17 protein-coding genes are annotated in these 16,523 nt (G+C 70.2%); 7 read left to right on the top strand and 10 right to left on the bottom strand.

Features of this window, described 5'->3' with window-relative positions:
• Positions 1–11: 11 nt before the first annotated feature.
• The 3 genes from AB0L53_RS24795 to AB0L53_RS24785 all read right to left on the bottom strand — a co-directional run bounded on the left by AB0L53_RS24795 (position 12) and on the right by AB0L53_RS24785 (position 2,582).
• Positions 12–617: a response regulator transcription factor gene (locus AB0L53_RS24795; protein ID WP_363998054.1), complete on the bottom strand. Its 606-nt coding sequence runs from the start codon at positions 615–617 to the stop codon at positions 12–14.
• A 95-nt stretch (positions 618–712) separates the two neighbouring features.
• Positions 713–1,750, bottom strand: coding sequence for a zinc-dependent alcohol dehydrogenase family protein (locus AB0L53_RS24790; RefSeq protein WP_225289754.1), 1,038 nt, complete (start codon positions 1,748–1,750; stop codon positions 713–715).
• 1 nt (position 1,751) lies between these two features.
• Positions 1,752–2,582 (bottom strand): helix-turn-helix transcriptional regulator, encoded by an 831-nt coding sequence (locus tag AB0L53_RS24785; RefSeq protein WP_357642978.1) that lies wholly within the window; start codon positions 2,580–2,582, stop codon positions 1,752–1,754.
• A 101-nt stretch (positions 2,583–2,683) separates the two neighbouring features.
• On the opposite strand from AB0L53_RS24785, the gene AB0L53_RS24780 reads away from it, so the two are divergent.
• The 3 genes from AB0L53_RS24780 to AB0L53_RS24770 all read left to right on the top strand — a co-directional run bounded on the left by AB0L53_RS24780 (position 2,684) and on the right by AB0L53_RS24770 (position 5,925).
• The gene (locus tag AB0L53_RS24780) at positions 2,684–3,394 is read left to right on the top strand and encodes an SDR family oxidoreductase (protein ID WP_363998049.1); all 711 of its coding nucleotides are present in this window, start codon (positions 2,684–2,686) and stop codon (positions 3,392–3,394) included.
• A 35-nt stretch (positions 3,395–3,429) separates the two neighbouring features.
• Positions 3,430–4,827, top strand: a complete 1,398-nt coding sequence (locus AB0L53_RS24775) for a glutamate--cysteine ligase (RefSeq protein WP_363998046.1) — start codon at positions 3,430–3,432, stop codon at positions 4,825–4,827.
• A 63-nt stretch (positions 4,828–4,890) separates the two neighbouring features.
• Positions 4,891–5,925 (top strand): hypothetical protein, encoded by a 1,035-nt coding sequence (locus tag AB0L53_RS24770; RefSeq protein ID WP_363998043.1) that lies wholly within the window; start codon positions 4,891–4,893, stop codon positions 5,923–5,925.
• A gap of 7 nt (positions 5,926–5,932) precedes the next feature.
• Here the strand turns inward: AB0L53_RS24770 and AB0L53_RS24765 are convergent, their stop codons facing one another.
• Positions 5,933–6,649, bottom strand: coding sequence for a PaaX family transcriptional regulator C-terminal domain-containing protein (locus tag AB0L53_RS24765; protein WP_363998040.1), 717 nt, complete (start codon positions 6,647–6,649; stop codon positions 5,933–5,935).
• Positions 6,650–6,679: 30 nt separating this feature from the next.
• Here AB0L53_RS24765 and AB0L53_RS24760 point away from each other — a divergent pair, with 30 nt between their 5' ends.
• Complete coding sequence (locus AB0L53_RS24760; protein WP_363998037.1) at positions 6,680–8,377, top strand: acyl-CoA dehydrogenase family protein; 1,698 nt, start codon at positions 6,680–6,682, stop codon at positions 8,375–8,377.
• A gap of 228 nt (positions 8,378–8,605) precedes the next feature.
• Here AB0L53_RS24760 and AB0L53_RS24755 read toward each other — a convergent pair whose 3' ends face one another.
• The 3 genes from AB0L53_RS24755 to AB0L53_RS24745 form a co-directional block, all read right to left on the bottom strand.
• Positions 8,606–8,830 carry an NAD(P)H-binding protein gene (locus AB0L53_RS24755; RefSeq protein WP_363998034.1) on the bottom strand — a complete coding sequence of 75 codons (225 nt, stop codon included), beginning with the start codon at positions 8,828–8,830 and terminating at the stop codon, positions 8,606–8,608.
• Positions 8,827–9,081, bottom strand: coding sequence for a hypothetical protein (locus AB0L53_RS24750; RefSeq protein ID WP_363998031.1), 255 nt, complete (start codon positions 9,079–9,081; stop codon positions 8,827–8,829). Before AB0L53_RS24750 ends, AB0L53_RS24755 begins: the two co-directional genes overlap by 4 nt.
• A gap of 97 nt (positions 9,082–9,178) precedes the next feature.
• On the bottom strand, positions 9,179–10,546 hold the full coding sequence (locus tag AB0L53_RS24745) for a carotenoid oxygenase family protein (RefSeq protein ID WP_363998028.1): 1,368 nt from the start codon (positions 10,544–10,546) through the stop codon (positions 9,179–9,181).
• A 217-nt stretch (positions 10,547–10,763) separates the two neighbouring features.
• Here AB0L53_RS24745 and AB0L53_RS24740 point away from each other — a divergent pair, with 217 nt between their 5' ends.
• Positions 10,764–11,723 (top strand): GntR family transcriptional regulator, encoded by a 960-nt coding sequence (locus tag AB0L53_RS24740; RefSeq protein ID WP_363998025.1) that lies wholly within the window; start codon positions 10,764–10,766, stop codon positions 11,721–11,723.
• Between the two features lie 21 nt (positions 11,724–11,744).
• Here the strand turns inward: AB0L53_RS24740 and AB0L53_RS24735 are convergent, their stop codons facing one another.
• On the bottom strand, positions 11,745–12,242 hold the full coding sequence (locus tag AB0L53_RS24735; protein WP_363998022.1) for a hypothetical protein: 498 nt from the start codon (positions 12,240–12,242) through the stop codon (positions 11,745–11,747).
• A gap of 86 nt (positions 12,243–12,328) precedes the next feature.
• On the opposite strand from AB0L53_RS24735, the gene AB0L53_RS24730 reads away from it, so the two are divergent.
• On the top strand, positions 12,329–12,835 hold the full coding sequence (locus tag AB0L53_RS24730) for a helix-turn-helix domain-containing protein (protein ID WP_363998019.1): 507 nt from the start codon (positions 12,329–12,331) through the stop codon (positions 12,833–12,835).
• A gap of 84 nt (positions 12,836–12,919) precedes the next feature.
• On the opposite strand, the gene AB0L53_RS24725 is transcribed toward AB0L53_RS24730, so the two are convergent.
• Positions 12,920–14,146, bottom strand: coding sequence for an alpha/beta hydrolase (locus AB0L53_RS24725; RefSeq protein WP_363998016.1), 1,227 nt, complete (start codon positions 14,144–14,146; stop codon positions 12,920–12,922).
• Positions 14,147–14,411: 265 nt separating this feature from the next.
• Between AB0L53_RS24725 and AB0L53_RS24720 the strand changes: the two genes are divergently transcribed.
• On the top strand, positions 14,412–15,152 hold the full coding sequence (locus AB0L53_RS24720; protein ID WP_363998013.1) for a crotonase/enoyl-CoA hydratase family protein: 741 nt from the start codon (positions 14,412–14,414) through the stop codon (positions 15,150–15,152).
• Between the two features lie 83 nt (positions 15,153–15,235).
• Here the strand turns inward: AB0L53_RS24720 and AB0L53_RS24715 are convergent, their stop codons facing one another.
• Positions 15,236–16,510 (bottom strand): FAD-binding oxidoreductase, encoded by a 1,275-nt coding sequence (locus AB0L53_RS24715; protein ID WP_363998010.1) that lies wholly within the window; start codon positions 16,508–16,510, stop codon positions 15,236–15,238.
• Between the last annotated feature and the right edge of the window lie 13 nt (positions 16,511–16,523).

Genomic DNA, 16,523 nt, shown 5'->3' with positions numbered 1-16,523 from the left:
AGCGGGCGGGGTCAGATCCAGCCGGACTCGCGGGCGATGCGGATCGCGTCGATCCGGCTGCGCGCCCCCAGCTTCGCCGTACTCCGGTGGAGGTAATTTCGGACCGTTCCTTCCGCGAGGAACAGCGACGCGGCGATCTCCGACACCGTGGCCCCTTCGGCCGCGGCCCCGATCACGTCCAGCTCCCGCTCCGTCAGCGGCGCGTCCGGTGGGCTCATCGCGGCGATCGCCAGTTCGGAGTCGATGACCCGCTCCCCGGCGGCCACCCTTCGGATGGCGTCGCCGAGCCGGCCGGGCGGCGCGTCCTTGGCCATGAACCCCCGCACGTGCACGTCCAAGGCCCGCTTCAGCAGCCCGGGAGTGCCGACGCCGGTGAGGATGAGCACGCCGCATTCCGGCAGCTTGTCGTGCAGCTCACCGGCGGCCTCCAGCCCGTCCTTGCCGGGCAGCGCGACGTCGAGTACGGCGACGTCGGGCCGGACCGTCTGGGCGACGTGGAGGATGCGATCACCCCGGTCGACCTCCGCGACGATCTCGATATCCTCCTCATAGGCCAGCAATGCCACGATCGCTCCTCGCACCAGATGCATGTCTTCAGCGAGCAAGGTTCGGATCACTGTTGTCCTCACGGTCAGCCAGCAAGCCTGTGAGCCTATAAGTCTGACGTATCCGGCATCCGCTGCAAAGCGGTCAGCGGCATACCAAGCGGCCGCTACAGGGGGAACCGCGGGGTGATCATCGTCACGCCGGGCACACTGCCGATCGAGGAAAGGGCCTTGCCCGCGTCGGCGAGCCCGATGGTCCGGGTGACGAGCTGGTCGGGGTGCAGGATCCCGGCCCTGATCATCTCCATCATCGGCGCGTAGTCGTGCGCGGCCATGCCGTGGCTGCCGAGCAGCCGCAGCTCGTGCCCGATCACCCGGTCCATCGGCACCGGGGTCGCCGCGCCGGGCAGCAGCCCGACCTGTACGTGCCGGCCGCGGCGGCGCAGGCTCTCGACGGAGGCCGCGCAGGTCTGGGGGCTGCCCAGCGCGTCGATCGACAGATGCGCTCCGCCCCTGGTCAGCTCCCTGACCTGGGCGCCCGCGTCACCGGCCGAGCCGTCGACGAAGTGTGTGGCGCCCGCCTGTTCGGCGAGCTGGAGCGCGTCGGTGTTGATGTCGACGGCCACCACGCGCGCTCCGGCCGCGGTGGCGATCATGATGGCGGACAGGCCGACCCCGCCGCAGCCGTGCACGGCCACCCACTCGCCCGGCCGTACGGCCCCCACCTGCGTGATGGCGCGGAAGGCGGTGGCGAAGCGGCAGCCGAGCCCGGCCGCCGTCACGTAGGCCATCTCCTCGGGGACCGGGATCAGGTTCACGTCGGCGTGGTCGATCGCCACGTATTCGGCGTAGGAGCCCCAGTGGGTGAAGCCGGGCTGGGTCTGCCGCTCGCACACCTGCTGCTGGCCGGCGGCGCAGGCCGTACAGGATCCGCAGGCGCACACGAACGGGACGGTGATCCTGGCGCCGGGCAGCCAGCCGCGCACCTCGGCGCCGACCGCCTCCACGACGCCCGCGAGCTCGTGCCCCGGCACGTGGGGCAGGACGCGGATGTCGGGGTCGTGGCCCTGCCAGCCGTGCCAGTCGCTGCGGCACAGGCCCGTCGCCTCGACCCTGATCACCGCCCCGTGCGGCGCCGGGGAGGGGTCGGGCAGCTCGCGCAGGTCGAGCTCCCCACCGAACAGGTCAAACGCAACGGCTCGCATCTCATGAGCTTAGGGTCAACTGCCGCAGCTTGCGCAAGGCTTGGTGCGAGGGTGAACCTGGTTCGGCCGTGTAGATGACGAGGCGCAGGTCCTCGCGGTCCGGCACGGCCAGGACCTGGCAGGTCACGTCGATGACGCCGAGGTCCGGGAGGTCGAGGCGCTTGGTGTTGTGCCGGCGGACCGCCACCTCGTGCCTGGCCCAGATCTCGGCGAACTCGGGACTCAACGCGAGCAGCTCCGCGACCAGCGCCTGGAGGCCCTGGTCATCCGGGTAACGACCCGCCGCGACGCGGAGGTCGGCCACGGAGCCGCGGGCGAAGCGGCTCCTCTCCTCGTCCTCGAAGTACCCGCCGATGTCGGAGGAGCGGAACACCCAGCGGATGACGTTGAGATCGTCGGGCGAGCGTGCGTCGAGATCGCCCATGACCACGCCGGCGAGCGGGTTCCAGGCGAGGATGTCGTACTTGGCGTCGACCACATAGGCGGGCACCTCCTCCAGGAAGGAGATGAGGTGCAGGATGGCCTCGGGCACGTCGGCCCTGATGCGCGGTGTCTCCAGCGCCTGGCCGGCCAGGTTGAACAGGTGGCCGCGCTCGTCCTGGCTGAGCATGAGCGCCCTGGCCAGCGCGTTGAGCACCTGGCGCGACGGATGGGGCCCGCGGCCCTGCTCCAGCCGGATGTAGTAGTCGATCGACATCCCCGCGAGCTGCGCGACCTCCTGCCTGCGCAGGCCCGGCGTGCGACGGCGCCCGGCCTCGGGCAGCGCCACGTCACGGGGCGTGACGCGGGCGCGCCTGCTGCGGAGGAACTCGGCGAGTTTGGTGCGGTCCATCCCACTATCTTCGGGCAGATCGTGGCCCCTTGGGTGGTACCACCGATCCCAGCCTAAGAAGGTCTCTCACGCTGCGGCCCGATCCGCGCGAGCGTTGAGCCATGACGACAACTGCCCTCATCACAGGTGCCAACAAGGGAATCGGCTTCGAGATCGCGCGGCTGCTCGGCGAGCGCGGCGTCACCGCCATCGTGGGGGCGCGCGACGAGGAGCGCGGCCGGGCCGCCGCCGAGCGGATCGGCCAGCCGTACGTGCGGCTCGACGTGACCGACGCCGACAGCGTGCAGGCCGCCGCCAAGTGGATCGAGCAGGAGTACGGCAAGCTCGACATCCTGGTGAACAACGCGGGGGTCATGGTCTGGGCCGAGGACCCGCGTCCCAGTGCGACCAGCGCCGACGAGCTCAGGCAGGTGTACGAGACCAACGTGTTCGGCGTGGTCACCGTGACCAACGCGATGCTGCCGCTGCTGCGCAGGGCCGAGGCGGCCAGGATCGTGAACATGTCGAGCGAGCTCGGCTCCCTGTCCATGGTGATGGACCCGGACAGCCGCCTCTGGGAGCGCAACCTCATGGCCTACAACTCCTCCAAGAGCGCGCTCAACATGATCACCATCTCTTACGCCAAGGAGCTATGGGACACCTCGATCAAGGTGAACGCCGTCACCCCGGGTTACTGCGCCACCGACCTCAACGGGCACTCCGGCCACCGCACACCCGAGCAGGGCGCGACGATCGCCGTACGGATGGCCACCCTCGACGCCGACGGCCCGACCGGCGCCTTCCTGGACGAAGACGGCCCGCTGACTTGGTGAGGTGTGGAAGGGATATGTCCGGACAGTAAGGAGGCATGGGACAAGATTTGGACAAAGAGCGGTTTTCCGAAGCGGAGTACACCCGCTTCGGAGAGCGTCTCCACGAGCAGCTCGGCGTGCTGCGCGAGCTGCTCGACAGGCCGGGCTTCGGCGAGGGGCCGACGACCATCGGCGCGGAGCTGGAGCTGTTCCTCATCGACGAGGCGGGCCGCCCGCTGCCGCGCAACGCCGAGGTGCGCGACGCGCTCGGCGACCCCCGCGTGGTCCTGGAGCTCGGCCGTTTCAACCTGGAGGTCAACCTGACTCCGCTGCCGCTGGAGGGGCGGCCGTTCGAGCAGCTGGGCGCGGAGGTGCAGGAGACGCTGACGAGCGTGGACCGGGCGGTCGAGGGCGGCGGCGCGGTGCCCATCGGCATTCTGCCCACCTTGAGCGCCGACGACTTCACCAAGGAGGCGATCAGCGACCAGAACCGCTACCGGGCGATGAGCCGGGGGCTGCGGCGGCTGCGGCTGGAGCCGTTCCTGGTCAAGATCGACGACCTGGAGCTGGCGGTCGAGGATGTCATCCTGGAGAGCGCCAACACCTCGTGGCAGGTGCACATCCGCACGCCGCCGGACCGGTTCGCCCGGCTGTTCAACGCGGCGCAGCTGGCCACCGGGCCGGTGCTGGCGGCCTGTGGCAACTCGCCGTTCTTCCTGGGCAGGCAGCTGCGGGAGGAGACCAGGATCGCGTTGATGGAGGAGGCGGCCGACGACCGGGACCTGGAACGGCGCTATCGGAAGGACGGCCGGGTCACGTTCGGGTCTGATTGGGTGCGCGAGGGGGCTTACGAGCTGTTCGAGCGGTACGTACGGGACTATGACCCGGTCCTGCCCGACATGACGGACAACCCCGACCCGCTGGACGTGCCCGAGCTGCGGCTGCACCAGGGCACGATCTGGCACTGGAACCGGCCCGTCTACGACCCGTCAGACGGCGGCCACCTGCGGATCGAGATGCGCGCCCTGCCCGCCGGGCCGTCGTGCGCGGACATGGCGGCCAACACCGCGTTCCTCATCGGGCTGACGATGTCGCAGGCGGAGCGGGATCTCACGGAGTACGCGTTCGCCGAGGCGTACCAGAACTTCTACCGGGCCGCCATGCACGGGCTCGACGCCAAGCTGTCCTGGCCCGGCCGGGACGGTGAGTTCGCGGCCGCCGACCTGGTGCTCGAGCTGCTGCCCGAGGCCAGGGAGGGGCTGCTCGCGGCCGGGGTCACGCCGTCGGACGCCGACGGCGCGCTCGACGTCATCAGGCAGCGGACCCGGCTGCGCCGTACCGGAGCGGCGTGGCAGCGCGAAACGCTGGCCGAGTTCGGTGGCGACGCGGAGCGGCTGGTACGGCGCTATCACGAGCTCGCCCTTTCCGGTCAACCAGTACATACCTGGAGCTAGCCGAACTTTCCCGCCCGCCGATCCGTCGAATACACGAGACATCGATGGAAAAGCGAGGGAAGTATGGCTGCACCGGGGATGGTTCCGATCGACAAGACGCCCTTCACCTTACGCAGGGCTACGGGCACCTTGGCCGAGGGAGCGGCCAAGCTGGCCAGCGGCATCGGCGCCGTCTCCGTGGAGGCGGTGCTGGCCCACGCCAACCGGACCGGCGTGCACAAGGGGGCGACGGGGGCACTGGGCTCAATGAACCCCAAACCGGTCGACTGGTACGCCTTCGACGCCAAGGACCAGGACACGACCGACTGGTATCCGCAGGGCCTGACGTGCGGCGAGGACTCCGGCTCCGCTGGGGTCCCGGTGTTCGTGGCCAGCTGGTACTTCAAGCCGTCGCCGCCCGTGGTCGAACGCGGGATCAGGGTGAGCTTCCTCAGCCCGCAGACGCTGAAGTACCAGCACGCGCTCCTCGTCGAGGCCAAGCCCGACGGGTCGTACGGGGCGATCAACATCCACGCGGGCGGCGTGGCCTGGCACGGCGACCTGCTCTACGTGGCCGACACGACCAAGGGGCTGCGCGTCTTCGACCTCAACCACCTGCTCGACCTGCGTACCGCACAGAACGACCTGGGCGATCCGACGCGCATCGGCCGCCAGGGCGGCAAGTACCACGCGTTCGGTTACCGCTATGTCATCCCGCAGAGCGACTCCTGGCGCCTCGCCACGACCGGCGCCCTCTTCTCGTTCGCCTCCATCGACCGCAGCACCACCCCGCACACCCTCGTCTGCGGCGAATACCACGAGAACGACGCCAACGGCCGCGTCGCCCGATGGGACCTGGAACTCAGCGGCGGCGTGCCCAAGGACGCCTACGTCATGGGCCTGCCGAAGATCCAGGGCGCGCTCTCCAGCGGCGGCAAGTGGTACATGAGCCAGGCGGCCGACGGCAACACCAACGGCAAGCTGCACGTCAGCACCGAGGGCAAGCTCGTCACCCGCCCCTATCCCATCGGGCCGGAGGACCTGACCGTGCAGGGCGGCAGGCTGTGGAGCGTCACCGAGTTCAGGAACAAGCGGGTGATCTTCGCGGTCGATCTGTGAGGTGCTGTCAATCGCCGAGGTGCTGGTACAGCAGTTCGCGGTAGTGGCGGTCGAAGTCGTCGTAGCGGGCGCGCAGCCGGGGGCCCGGCCAGTCGCCGGGCAGCAGTTCCTCGGGCAGCAGCGGGTCGGCCAGCAGGTGGCGTACCACCGCCGCCGACACCAGGAACCCCTCGGTCAGGCCCTCGGCCCGGTCGAGCGCGCTCTCCAGCCGGCGCGCCTCGCCCGCCCAGCCGTCGAGGTCCCACAGCAGCGGTGTGGGGTTGTCGTGCGGGCGGCCGTCGATCAGCGTGCACTGCGCGGTGACGCTCTCGGGCCACCGCCGCAGCAGGTTGGCCGGGCGCAGCCAGGTGCCCTCACGGAGTTCGGCCAGGCGTAGCGCGGTCATCGTGTGCCGGAAGGTGGCCCGGTCGGCCGGGGCGCGGCGCTCGGCCGTCACGACGGCGATCTCCCAGGTGCCGTCCCACGGCCTGGTGTGCGGGTCGCGGCTCTCGTCCTGCCTGCCCTGACGCTCGATGAGGCGGTCGGACAGCGTGTAGCGGCCGCTGGACTGGACCAGGTCGCCCGCGGCAACCATGCGTGACAGCGCCACCCGCACGGTCCCCTCGGCGATGCCGAACAGCGCGCCGATGCGCACCAGGTGGCGGGCGGCCAGCCGGGGCGGATGGCTGCCGAGCAGCGCGCTCAGCACAGCCGACCTCGCACTGAGATTGTTACGCTCTTCCATCGCGTGTCGAGTATATGTAATGTCCGGGGTATGGGGCGCTATCTCATCGAATCGTTCGACAGCAGCGACCGTTACGCGACCGAGCGCTATCAGGGCGCCGCGGGGCGTAACTGGTGGAGCTGCGATCCGACGCTGCAACTGCTCATGCGGCGCCACCTGGGCGACGGCTTCGCCTGGGCCACGCCGTACCTGGACAAGCTGGGCGCGCTGATGGGCGGCACGGTGGCCGAGTGCGCGGAGGAGACCGATCGGAACCCGCCGCGGCTGGAGAAGTACGACAAGTGGGGCCGGGACGTCAGCGAGGTCGTGATGCCGCCCTCCTTCCACACGGCCAGGAACGCCCTCATGGCCAACAACTTCACCGCACCGGCGTTCGCCGACGAGGCCCGGGCGAACGGCGCGAATCCCGCCGCACTCGCCGCTGCCTGGACGTACCTGCTCGACCAGGCCGACATTGGGATGGGCTGCGCGCTCGGCACGGGCGGGGACATGGTGGTCTCCCTGGCCGAGCGGCACGCACCTGAGGACGTACGGGACCGGGTGCGGGCGATCTTCGCCAACGGCTCCTACTCCGGCGAGGCCGCTCAGATGTTCACGGAGCGGACCGGCGGCTCCGACCTGGCCGCCCTGGAGGCCACGGCGGTGCCCGACGGCGACTCCTGGCTGCTGTCCGGGCTCAAGTGGTTCGCCTCGAACGCCAACGGCTCCGCCTTCGTCGTGCTCGCCCGGCTTCCCGACGGCGCCGTGGCCCCGTTCCTGGTGCTGTGGGAGCGCCGGGACGGCTCACGCAACGGGGTGCGGATCAGGCGGCTGAAGGACAAGCTCGGCACCCGCTCCGTCGCGTCGGCCGAGGTGGAGCTCGCCGACGCGGAGGCGTTCCTGCTGGCCGGGAGCGGCTCCGGCTCGGGGCTCGGCACGATGATGAAGCTCACCAACGCCTCCCGGCTCGGCGTGGCGATGATGGGTGCCGGCGTGGCCAGGCGCGCCCTGGTCGAGTCGCTCTGCTACGCGCGCTCTCGCGAGGCGTTCGGCCGGCCGCTCATCGAACAGCCGTTGATGCGCCGCAAGCTGGCCGAGCTGATCGTCGAGGTCGAGGCGGCCCAGGCGCTCGTCTTCGACGGCCTCGTCGGACCGCGCCTGCGCATCGCGCCCGCCCTGATCAAGCTGCGGGCGGCCCGGCTCGGCGTCACGGCGGCCAGCGACGCGATCGAGGTGCACGGCGGCAACGGCTACATCGAGCAGTGGCCGGTGGCCAGGCTGCTGCGCGACGCTCAGGTCAACCCGATCTGGGAGGGCGGCGACAACATCCTGTGCCTCGACGTACGGCGGGCGATGCTGCGCGAGAACGCCCACGAGCCCTTCCTAGACCGGCTCGCCTCCGCCGTCGACCCGGCTTCGTCCCTCGACCCGGAGACAGCGTCTCTCGTCCGCGGCCGCATCGAGGACCTCCGAAAGGCGATCACCGCCTGGTCCTCCCTGGACCCCGTCGCGGCGGAGGCGCAGCTGTTCGCGCTGGCCACGTACATGGCGGACGTCTACGCGGCGGCGCTGCTGCTGGAGCAGGCGGCCTGGGAGGCCCGGGAGTTGGGCACCGACCGCAAGGCATTGGTGGCCCGGCTCTACGCCGACGCGCACCTCGCGGATCATGGTCCGTTGCGGGGGATCGACCGCCCGGCAGAGGGTTTGGACCGCTTTGACGATCTTCTCGCGGGCGCTCTTACACTCTGACGCGGCCGGGGCCTTCGCCGCGCAACCTCACCTGCCTCGTCTGCCTGCGATGTCGGTAGCCGGCCGAGCTCATTTCTCGGTCCTTCGCAGACCTTCGTGGATCGATGGTCGCGACGGTGTCCAGCCGAGCTCCCGCGTGGCCTTGGGGTGCGAGACCCGCTTTCGACGACCGGATCGCCATAGGTTCCCCGCGGTTGCCCGAAGGGGTCATCCTCGTTGAGTTCGCGATCACCGTGGTCGAGGTAACCGTATCCGGTGATCAGCGACTGGGTGACGAAGGAGTTGTTCGCGGTTCATGACGTCGGCCACGATCGACTCGCCACCGAGGTCCTTCACCCGATCTCGGTTGCCGGGGTCGCGGATGATCGCGACTACCTGATGGCCGGCATCGGGCAGGGCGGGAACGAGCTGACGCCCGATCGCTCCGGTGGCTCCGGCCAGGAGGACTCTCACGACTTGACGCGGTTGAGGCCGACGACCTCGACCTTGAGGTCCGGGGTCTCGGTGCCGCGGGTTTCGGCCAGGGCTGGTTGGGTGGCTTGACCGGACGCGGTGGCGGTGGCGGGCGGAGCGCTGGTGGCCGGGGCACTCGACGGCGGCGCGGTGGTGGCGGGTGGAGGTGCGGGTTCCTTCGTCGGCAGCACCCCGCACCCGGCCGTGGCCAACGTGAGTACGGAGCTCAAGGCCAAGATCCGGCTAGGCATGGGCGCGATTGTGTCATGGTCGAAATGGCAGGGCTTGATCATGATCCTCGGCTGTGGTTGATGGGGTCGGTCGCGAGCTCGCCGGGCTCGCTCGGCTTCAGGCGTCGGGAATCCAGTTGCCGTGGAAGCCGAGCGGGACGCGCACGGGCAGGTGGATGCGGGCCACGGGCGGTCCTGTGAAGTCCTGGGCCGACAGGATCACCAGGTCGGAGGCGCCCCGTTCGGGATCGGCGACGTAGGCCATCAGGTAGCCGTCGTCCTCCTCGCCGCCGCCGGACGGGTTGGCGACGAACGCCGCTTCCCCGACGGCGGCGTCGCGGGCGAAACCGTGCACCTCCGTCGTGCCACGCCGCAGGTCGTGCTTGACGAGCGCGTTGGTGAACGCCTCGTCGGGGTGCGGGCCGCCGAGTGTGAACGGTACGCCGTACACCGGGCTGACCGCGGAGTAGCCGTAGCGGTGCGGGCGCGAGGCGAACGCGTCGTTCACGCGGGGGAAGTCCTGAGCCCGGTCGTCGATGCGGCGCTGGTCCACCCTGCCGCTCGCCGGATCGATGGTCCAGCGGTCGAGCGTGGGCGCGATCGCGCCCGGATCGGCGACGTCGACCGGCCCTTCTGACCTGATCAGGTCGACCGTGATCGTGGAGCCGTCATCGTAGGCGTTGAGTACGTGGCTGACATAGAAGGACTCGACCGGCAGCCAGCGGATGCCACCTCCAGTCCGGGGCAGCACGCCGACGCGCGCCTGGTGCCCGGGATCCCACTGGAACAGCATCTTCGTCATGCTGAACGTCAGCGGGATGTCGAACACGAGGACATAGTTCTCCGACAGCGCGAAGTCGTGCAGGAATGGGGTGTCGCCGGACAGCGGGATGTCCGTCACCCGGGTCACCGTGCCGGCGGGGTCGGTGACGATGTACTGCGCGAACGGCCGCCCGATCACATAGGCCAGGGAGTGCAGGTCGCCGGTGCGCGGGTCCACCTTGGAGTGCGCGTTGGCGCTGGAGCCCTCGGGCGTGGCGGCCATCGGGCACGCTCCGATCGTGTCCAGCTCGTAGCCGAGCTCGTGCGGCAGCCCACCGGCCTCGACGAGGGCGAGCGTACGGCCGGCGTGGCCGATCACGTGGACGTTCGGGGACGGAGGCAGGAACGCCGGCGGCTCCTCCCCGCGGCGCAGCCTGTCCAGGGCGTCGGCGACCTCTGTCGAGCGGACCCAGCGGTTGCGGTACCACTCGGCGCGGCCGTCCCGGATGCGGACGCCGTGCACCATACCGGCGCCGAAGGCGTAGAAGTGGGTGGCGGGATCTTCCACGCCCAGCGGGTTGGGGCCCATCCGGAGATAGCGGCCCTCCAGGTCTGCGGGCAGGCGGCCGGTCACGGGCAGGTCGTAGGCGGTGACTTCCTCCTTGACCGGGGCGAAGTGGCCTTCGAAGTAGCGCCTGCGTCGGTCTTCGCTGGTGTTCTGCATGGTCCTTTTCCTCCAGTGGTACGGCGTACGACCGGAACGGTACCCTGTGCATAGGTGGTGACCAGCGCTTCAGTGGGCGGCAATCGATCCTGTGCTAGGACACGATTCGTGGCTCTCACCGCCTCCACCAGGCAGGCGATGGCGTCCTTCGCGGAGGGACAGCCATACCCTCTGTACTAGGACAGCGGCCGCTTCCGGCGTGAGGAGACGATCGACCATGGACCGGTCCGGCACCGCGCCGCCGTACCTGCGGATCGTCAGTGAGATCAAGCGGCGCGTCGAGGCCGGCGAGCTGCGGGCAGGCGACCGCGTTCCCTCCACCAGGCAGGTCGCCGAGCAGTGGGGAGTGGCCCCCGCCACCGCCGCTAAAGCGCTGAACACGCTGCGGCAGGAGGGAGTGGTGGTGGCCATCTCCCGCGTCGGCACCGTCGTGGCGGAGCCCGCGCCCGGCTCGTTCCCGCCTCTGAGGGTGCCGAGCGCCCCAAAACGGAAGGAACGACCACAGTCCGCCCACGACGGCAAGCGGGAGCGGATGGTCCGTACGGCGATCGCCATCGCGGACGCCCAGGGGTTCGACGCGGTGTCCATCCGCGGCGTCGCGACCGCGCTCGGCATCCCCACCATGTCGCTGTACGGGCTCGTGCGCGGCAAGGAGGAGCTGGCCGCGCTCATGGCCGACACCGCGTTCGGCGAGCTGGAACTTCCGGCGATGCCCCCGGCGAGCTGGCGGACCCGACTGGAACTCGCGGCCCGCCTGCAGTGGCGACTCTACCTGCGGCACCCCTGGCTGCCTCGGCTCGTCTCGCTCACCCACCCACAGCCCACGCCCAACATGCTTCGGTACGGGGACTGGGGGATGGGCGTCGTGCGCGAGCTGGGGATCGATCCGGATACCGGCAGGTTCGTGTGGTGGGCGGTGACCAACTACGTCCGGGGGACGGCCACGAACCTGGAGCCGCAGGCCGAATCGGAGCGGCACACGGGCTTGTCCGCTGGGGAGTGGTACTCCGCCCACATGCCGAGGTTCCGTGCCGCGCTGCCCTCCAGCGGCCTCCCCGCGCGCGTGGCGCCCGCGGGTGATCAGTCGGCCTTCGACCTGGCCGCTTTCTTCGAGAACGGCCTGCAGCTCCTGCTGGACGGGGTCGCCGTGCTGATCGGCCGGCAGCGCCTGCCGTAGGAACACGGTTCGCACGGCCCCTCAGGTGGTGGCGGTGACCGGCTCTCCGCGCCGTTCGGCGAATACGCGCTCGGCATATTCGCGGCCCTTCTGCGTGTCGCCGAGAGCCAGGCCGACGATGTCGGCCAAGGTCACGATGCTACCCGCGCCGCCCCAGCTGCCGTCGGGCACCTCGGGGGTGAACACCCAGACGCGCATCGGGTCACGCGGATGGGCACCCTGTTCGGCGTCGAGCACGGCCTCGGTGATGGCGGCGACGATCGCCTGGCGACGCTCGGCGTTGAACTGCCCCTCGGGGACGGAGGCGACGAACCGGTAGTGCGGCGCCGCCGAGGGGCGCCCTCCGACGTAGACGGATTCGGGGCGGTGTACGAACACCCAGGCGATGGAGCGGACGATCTCGTTGGCGGGGTCGGCGCCCTCGTGGCGGATGAGCAGATCGGTGAGTTGGGCGATCAGGCCGCGTTCTGCGTCTGAGGTCAGGGCACCGGCCGGGATGTAGGCATCGAGCTGGGGCATCGTTCGACCTCCGCAGGGCTGAGTTGAATAACGATACTCAGCTTCTAGGTCTGAGTAGTGCTTGTCAACCCAGATATCCTGGGGGTATGGACTCCGTCGAGACCCGGCTCCGCTACAGCGCCGAGAACTGTTCCATCAAAGGCACGCTCGAGATCGTGGGCGAACGGTGGTCCTTGCTCGTGTTGCGTGAGGCGTTCTTCGGACTCCGCCGGTTCGGCGACTTCCATCAGGTACTGGGATGCGCCCGAAATCTGCTCAGCGAGCGGTTGGCCAAGCTCGTGGACCATGGGGTGCTCGAACGTGTCGCCTATCAGGATCCCGGGCAACGCGGCCGCTACGAGTATCAACTGACCGAAAAAGGTCTCGAGTTGCTGCCCGCGCTCGTCGCTCTCATGCAGTGGGGCGATCGCTGGACGACCGGTCCGGATGGTCCGCCCGTCCAGGTCCGGCACCGCGACTGCGGCGGTGCGGTCAGCGCCATTCTGGCCTGCGAGCACGGCCACCACGCCCTGACCCCGCACGCCACCCGTGCGACACCCGGCCCCGGCGCCCAGACCATCGCACCCACTTCAGCATCAGTTTGTGATCTGTGAGGTTTCGATCCCGTCAAGGAGCGGTGGATCCTCGATCGGCTCTGACGCCCCGAGATCTTCACAGACATCGACGCAGAGAGGGCGTCAAGCGCAGGTCTTCTCCGGCGGGCTGCAGAAGGTGATCTCGGGGTAGCTCGCTGAGGACTTGTTCAACAGGGGCTGAGGCTTGCCGCGCAGGTGCTGGTCGAAGAAGGCCGTGACGTACTTGCGGGTGATGCTCATGGCGCGGGCGCCGCGTATGTCGGCGCCGACATCGATGCCGGCTTGGTCGACCAGCACGCCCAGGTCGGTGAAGGACAGGTGTACGGCTCCGGACATCAGCAGCCAGCGCTTCCAGCCGGTCAGTCCCGCCCAGACGTGCTCCCACGAGGCGGCCCCACTCTTGCCCGGCGTGTAGGTCGCGGGTTTGCCCAGGAAGAGGAACGGTCGGGACAGCCCGGATGCGGGGACTGTGCTCTCCACGGTTCCGTCCATGTCGATGCCGGCGCGCAGCCGGGAATCCTCCAGCAGGGCCGTGACGGCGCTCGCGCCGCCGGCCGATTGACCGGCCATGGCGATCTTCGACGTATCGATCAGGCCGGCGCCTTTCCACTTCGGGTGCTTGCCGGTCAGCTGGTCGAGCACGAAAGACACGTCCGCGGCCCGGCTCTTCTCCAGCTTCGCCCACCAGCCCTGCCCCTTGGCGATCTCGCACGTGACACAGGTGGTGACCCGTCCGTCCGGGAAGGTCGTGGCGACGTTCTCGTAGGTGTGGTCGATGGCCGCCACCACGTACCCCCGGCTCGCCAGTTCCTCGGCGAGGCCCGTGAGCTCGCTGCGGGGCTTGCTGTGCCCGGGAGAGAGCACCACGAGGGGCAGGCTGTGTTTACGCCCGGCGGGACGGGCGTCGGTGAAGGCGTTGGTGCGCGTCTTGCTCAGCGTGTCGGACGGAATGGTGGTGATCTTTCCGTCCTTGAGCAGCAGCTCGGACTCCTTCGCCGTCATGTACTGCGCTCGCTTGCGGCCTGGCGACTTGGCCGGGTACCACAGCGAGACCATGAGCTCGCGGTACTTGACGGTGGGAACCCAGGGGTCGGGGCGCGAGGTGTCCTTCATGTACAGGGATGTGGTGCCGACCGGCTGGGAGCCGGTCGGTGCGGGCAGGAACGGCGTGACCGTCTGGGACGCCGCGGCCGGCAGGGCCTGGACGAGTCCGGTGGCGGCCAGGACGGTGACGAGCCCGGTGATGATGGCCAGTCGGCCACGGAGTCGGGGTTCGCGCAGTTCGCCATGGCCGTCGTCCGGCGTGGCCCGGTTCGGGGAGTCGATCATGTGGAGGGACTATACCCTGAGGATATATTCGCGGTGCATAAAGGGGCGAATCTGCGGTGGAGCGGCTGAATGTCAGGACATGCCGGGGGTTACTTCGCCGACACGGCCCGCGCCCTGGTCGCCGACGACGCGCTCGGGCCGCCCTGACCTCCTCGACCGTCTGGGGGAATAAAATCCAGATACGGGTGGCCGTATCAGGCGCTGGCGTGACCTCCGGCGCCGCCGTACGCTCACGTTCCGGCGACCACCCATCACGGAGGCAGCCATGACCGTACGCATGGAGCGAGAAGGCCAGGTCACGACCGTAATACTGAGCAGGCCGGAGGTCCGCAACGCGGTCGACCGCAAGACCGCAGACGCGTTGGTCGACGCGTTCAGGGCGTTCGAGGAGTCCGACGCCGCGGTGGCCGTGCTGTGGGGCGAGGGCGGCACGTTCTGCGCGGGCGCCGACCTGAAGACGCTCGACAACCACGTCGGCGAGGACGGCGACGGGCCGATGGGCCCGACCAGGATGCGCCTGTCCAAGCCGGTCGTCGCCGCCGTCGCCGGGCACGCCGTCGCGGGCGGGCTGGAGCTGGCGCTCTGGTGCGACCTGCGGGTGGCCGAGGAGGACACGGTGTTCGGGGTGTTCTGCCGCCGTTTCGGCGTGCCGCTCATCGACGGCGGCACCGTACGGCTCCCGCGGCTCATCGGCGCCTCCCGGGCCATGGACCTGATCCTCACCGGCCGTCCGGTCGGCGCCCGCGAGGCGTACGAGATGGGCCTGGCCAACCGCGTCGTCCCCACCGGCACGGCCAGGCGCCAGGCGGAGGAGCTGGCCCGCGAGATCGCCGGCTTCCCGCAGACCTGCCTGCGCGGCGACCGGATGTCGGCGCTGGAGCAGGACGGGCTGCCCGAGCGGGAGGCGATGCGGAACGAGCTGCGCCACGGGCTGGTGTCCCTGCCCGACGCGGTCGGCGGCGCGGCCCGCTTCGCGGCGGGCGCGGGCCGCCACGGCACCTTCTAGCGAGCCAGCGGTCGGGGCCACCACGGCACGTTCTAGCGAGTCGGCGGTCGGGCCGCCACGGCACGTTCTAGCGACCCCGGTGATCACCCCAGCACGGGGAAGTTCGCGCGGATCACGCCGTGCGGGTCGCGGGCCCGCTTGAGGTCGCGCAGCCGGGCCAGCGTGCTCGCGGGGAAGGCGGATGCGGCGCGTTCGCCCTGAGTCAGCATGGTGTACGTCTTACATCCGCTCGTGTGCGGCACGAGCGCCTTCGTCAGGTCGGTGATGCGCTCAGCCGTGTCCGGCGTCGGCCGGCCGAACATGTAGACCGAGTACGGCTCGGCCAGATGCCCCACGGCGCCGCCACCCTCGGCGGGCCGGGCCAGCGCCCCGCCCAGGTGCCGGACCTGCACGCTGATCAGCGGGTCGATCGGCGCGCCGAGCAGCACGTCCGCCACGCCCTCCAGCCCCGTGAGCAGCTCGAACCGGCCCGATCCCGGGCTGGGGTCAGTGGGTTCGGCGCAGATCGACCCCAGCTCGGCCACCGGCGTCGGCCGCCGGGTGTCGCTGATCAGCCCGCCGATCCGGTCGAAGCGGCGCAGCAGGGCGCCGGGGTGCTCGCCGAGGAAGGTGACGTCGACGGCGACGTACCCCACCGGAGCGCCGGGGAACTTCAGCAGGTCGAACCAGAGCGTCAGCTCCTCCGGCGCCTCGGCGGTGGTCTCGGCGAAGGCGTCGAACACCTCCCGAGCCCGCTCGACCGGCCACATCATCCGCCCGCCGAACAGCTCGGGGGCCGGGTGCAGGCCGAACTCCAACGAGGTGACCAAGGCGAAGTCGCCGCCACCGCCCCGCAGCCCCCAGAACAGCTCCGGATCCGACTCCGCCGTCACCCTGACGCGGTCACCGGCGGCGTCGACCGCCTCGAAGGCCCGTACGCTGTCGGCCGCGAAGCCGTACTTGCGCCCGAACCAGCTCAAACCACCGCCGAGCGTGTAGCCGGTCACGCTCACCACCGGCGAGCTGCCCGCCAGGCCCGTGAGGCCGAGCGGGCCCGCGGCCGCCAGCACTTCGCCCCACTTCACGCCCGCGCCGACCCGCGCGACGCCGTCCTCGATGCTCACACCGCCAAGACGCGTGGTCTTGAGCAGGATCGTCCCGTCGGTGTCGCCGGAGGCGCCGTGGCCGCTCGGCTGGGCGGTGACCGCCAGGCCGTTGAGCCGCGCGTAGCTCACCACGGCGGCCACGTCGTCGGCGTCGGCCGCCTCGACCACCGCGCGTACCGGCTGGTCCACCGCCAGGTTCCAGGGCTTGCGGGCCGCGTCGAAGCCCGCGTCGCCGGGGAGCAGAAGGTTGCCGTTCACTTTGATGTCATTCATGGGACCAAGTGTG

Source organism: Nonomuraea sp. NPDC052129 (assembly GCF_040680095.1).
Lineage (GTDB): Bacteria > Actinomycetota > Actinomycetes > Streptosporangiales > Streptosporangiaceae > Nonomuraea.
This window is presented reverse-complemented; position numbering and strand designations above follow the sequence as displayed.

Coding starts and splice junctions, on each gene's coding strand:
- AB0L53_RS24790 (WP_225289754.1), bottom strand. CDS start 1,750: ATGCGAGCCGTTGCGTTTGACCTGTTCGGTGGGGAGCTCGACCTGCGC.
- AB0L53_RS24785 (WP_357642978.1), bottom strand. CDS start 2,582: ATGGACCGCACCAAACTCGCCGAGTTCCTCCGCAGCAGGCGCGCCCGC.
- AB0L53_RS24780 (WP_363998049.1), top strand. CDS start 2,684: ATGACGACAACTGCCCTCATCACAGGTGCCAACAAGGGAATCGGCTTC.
- AB0L53_RS24775 (WP_363998046.1), top strand. CDS start 3,430: ATGGGACAAGATTTGGACAAAGAGCGGTTTTCCGAAGCGGAGTACACC.
- AB0L53_RS24770 (WP_363998043.1), top strand. CDS start 4,891: ATGGCTGCACCGGGGATGGTTCCGATCGACAAGACGCCCTTCACCTTA.
- AB0L53_RS24765 (WP_363998040.1), bottom strand. CDS start 6,649: ATGGAAGAGCGTAACAATCTCAGTGCGAGGTCGGCTGTGCTGAGCGCG.
- AB0L53_RS24760 (WP_363998037.1), top strand. CDS start 6,680: ATGGGGCGCTATCTCATCGAATCGTTCGACAGCAGCGACCGTTACGCG.
- AB0L53_RS24750 (WP_363998031.1), bottom strand. CDS start 9,081: ATGCCTAGCCGGATCTTGGCCTTGAGCTCCGTACTCACGTTGGCCACG.
- AB0L53_RS24745 (WP_363998028.1), bottom strand. CDS start 10,546: ATGCAGAACACCAGCGAAGACCGACGCAGGCGCTACTTCGAAGGCCAC.
- AB0L53_RS24740 (WP_363998025.1), top strand. CDS start 10,764: ATGGACCGGTCCGGCACCGCGCCGCCGTACCTGCGGATCGTCAGTGAG.
- AB0L53_RS24735 (WP_363998022.1), bottom strand. CDS start 12,242: ATGCCCCAGCTCGATGCCTACATCCCGGCCGGTGCCCTGACCTCAGAC.
- AB0L53_RS24730 (WP_363998019.1), top strand. CDS start 12,329: ATGGACTCCGTCGAGACCCGGCTCCGCTACAGCGCCGAGAACTGTTCC.
- AB0L53_RS24725 (WP_363998016.1), bottom strand. CDS start 14,146: ATGATCGACTCCCCGAACCGGGCCACGCCGGACGACGGCCATGGCGAA.
- AB0L53_RS24720 (WP_363998013.1), top strand. CDS start 14,412: ATGACCGTACGCATGGAGCGAGAAGGCCAGGTCACGACCGTAATACTG.
- AB0L53_RS24715 (WP_363998010.1), bottom strand. CDS start 16,510: ATGAATGACATCAAAGTGAACGGCAACCTTCTGCTCCCCGGCGACGCG.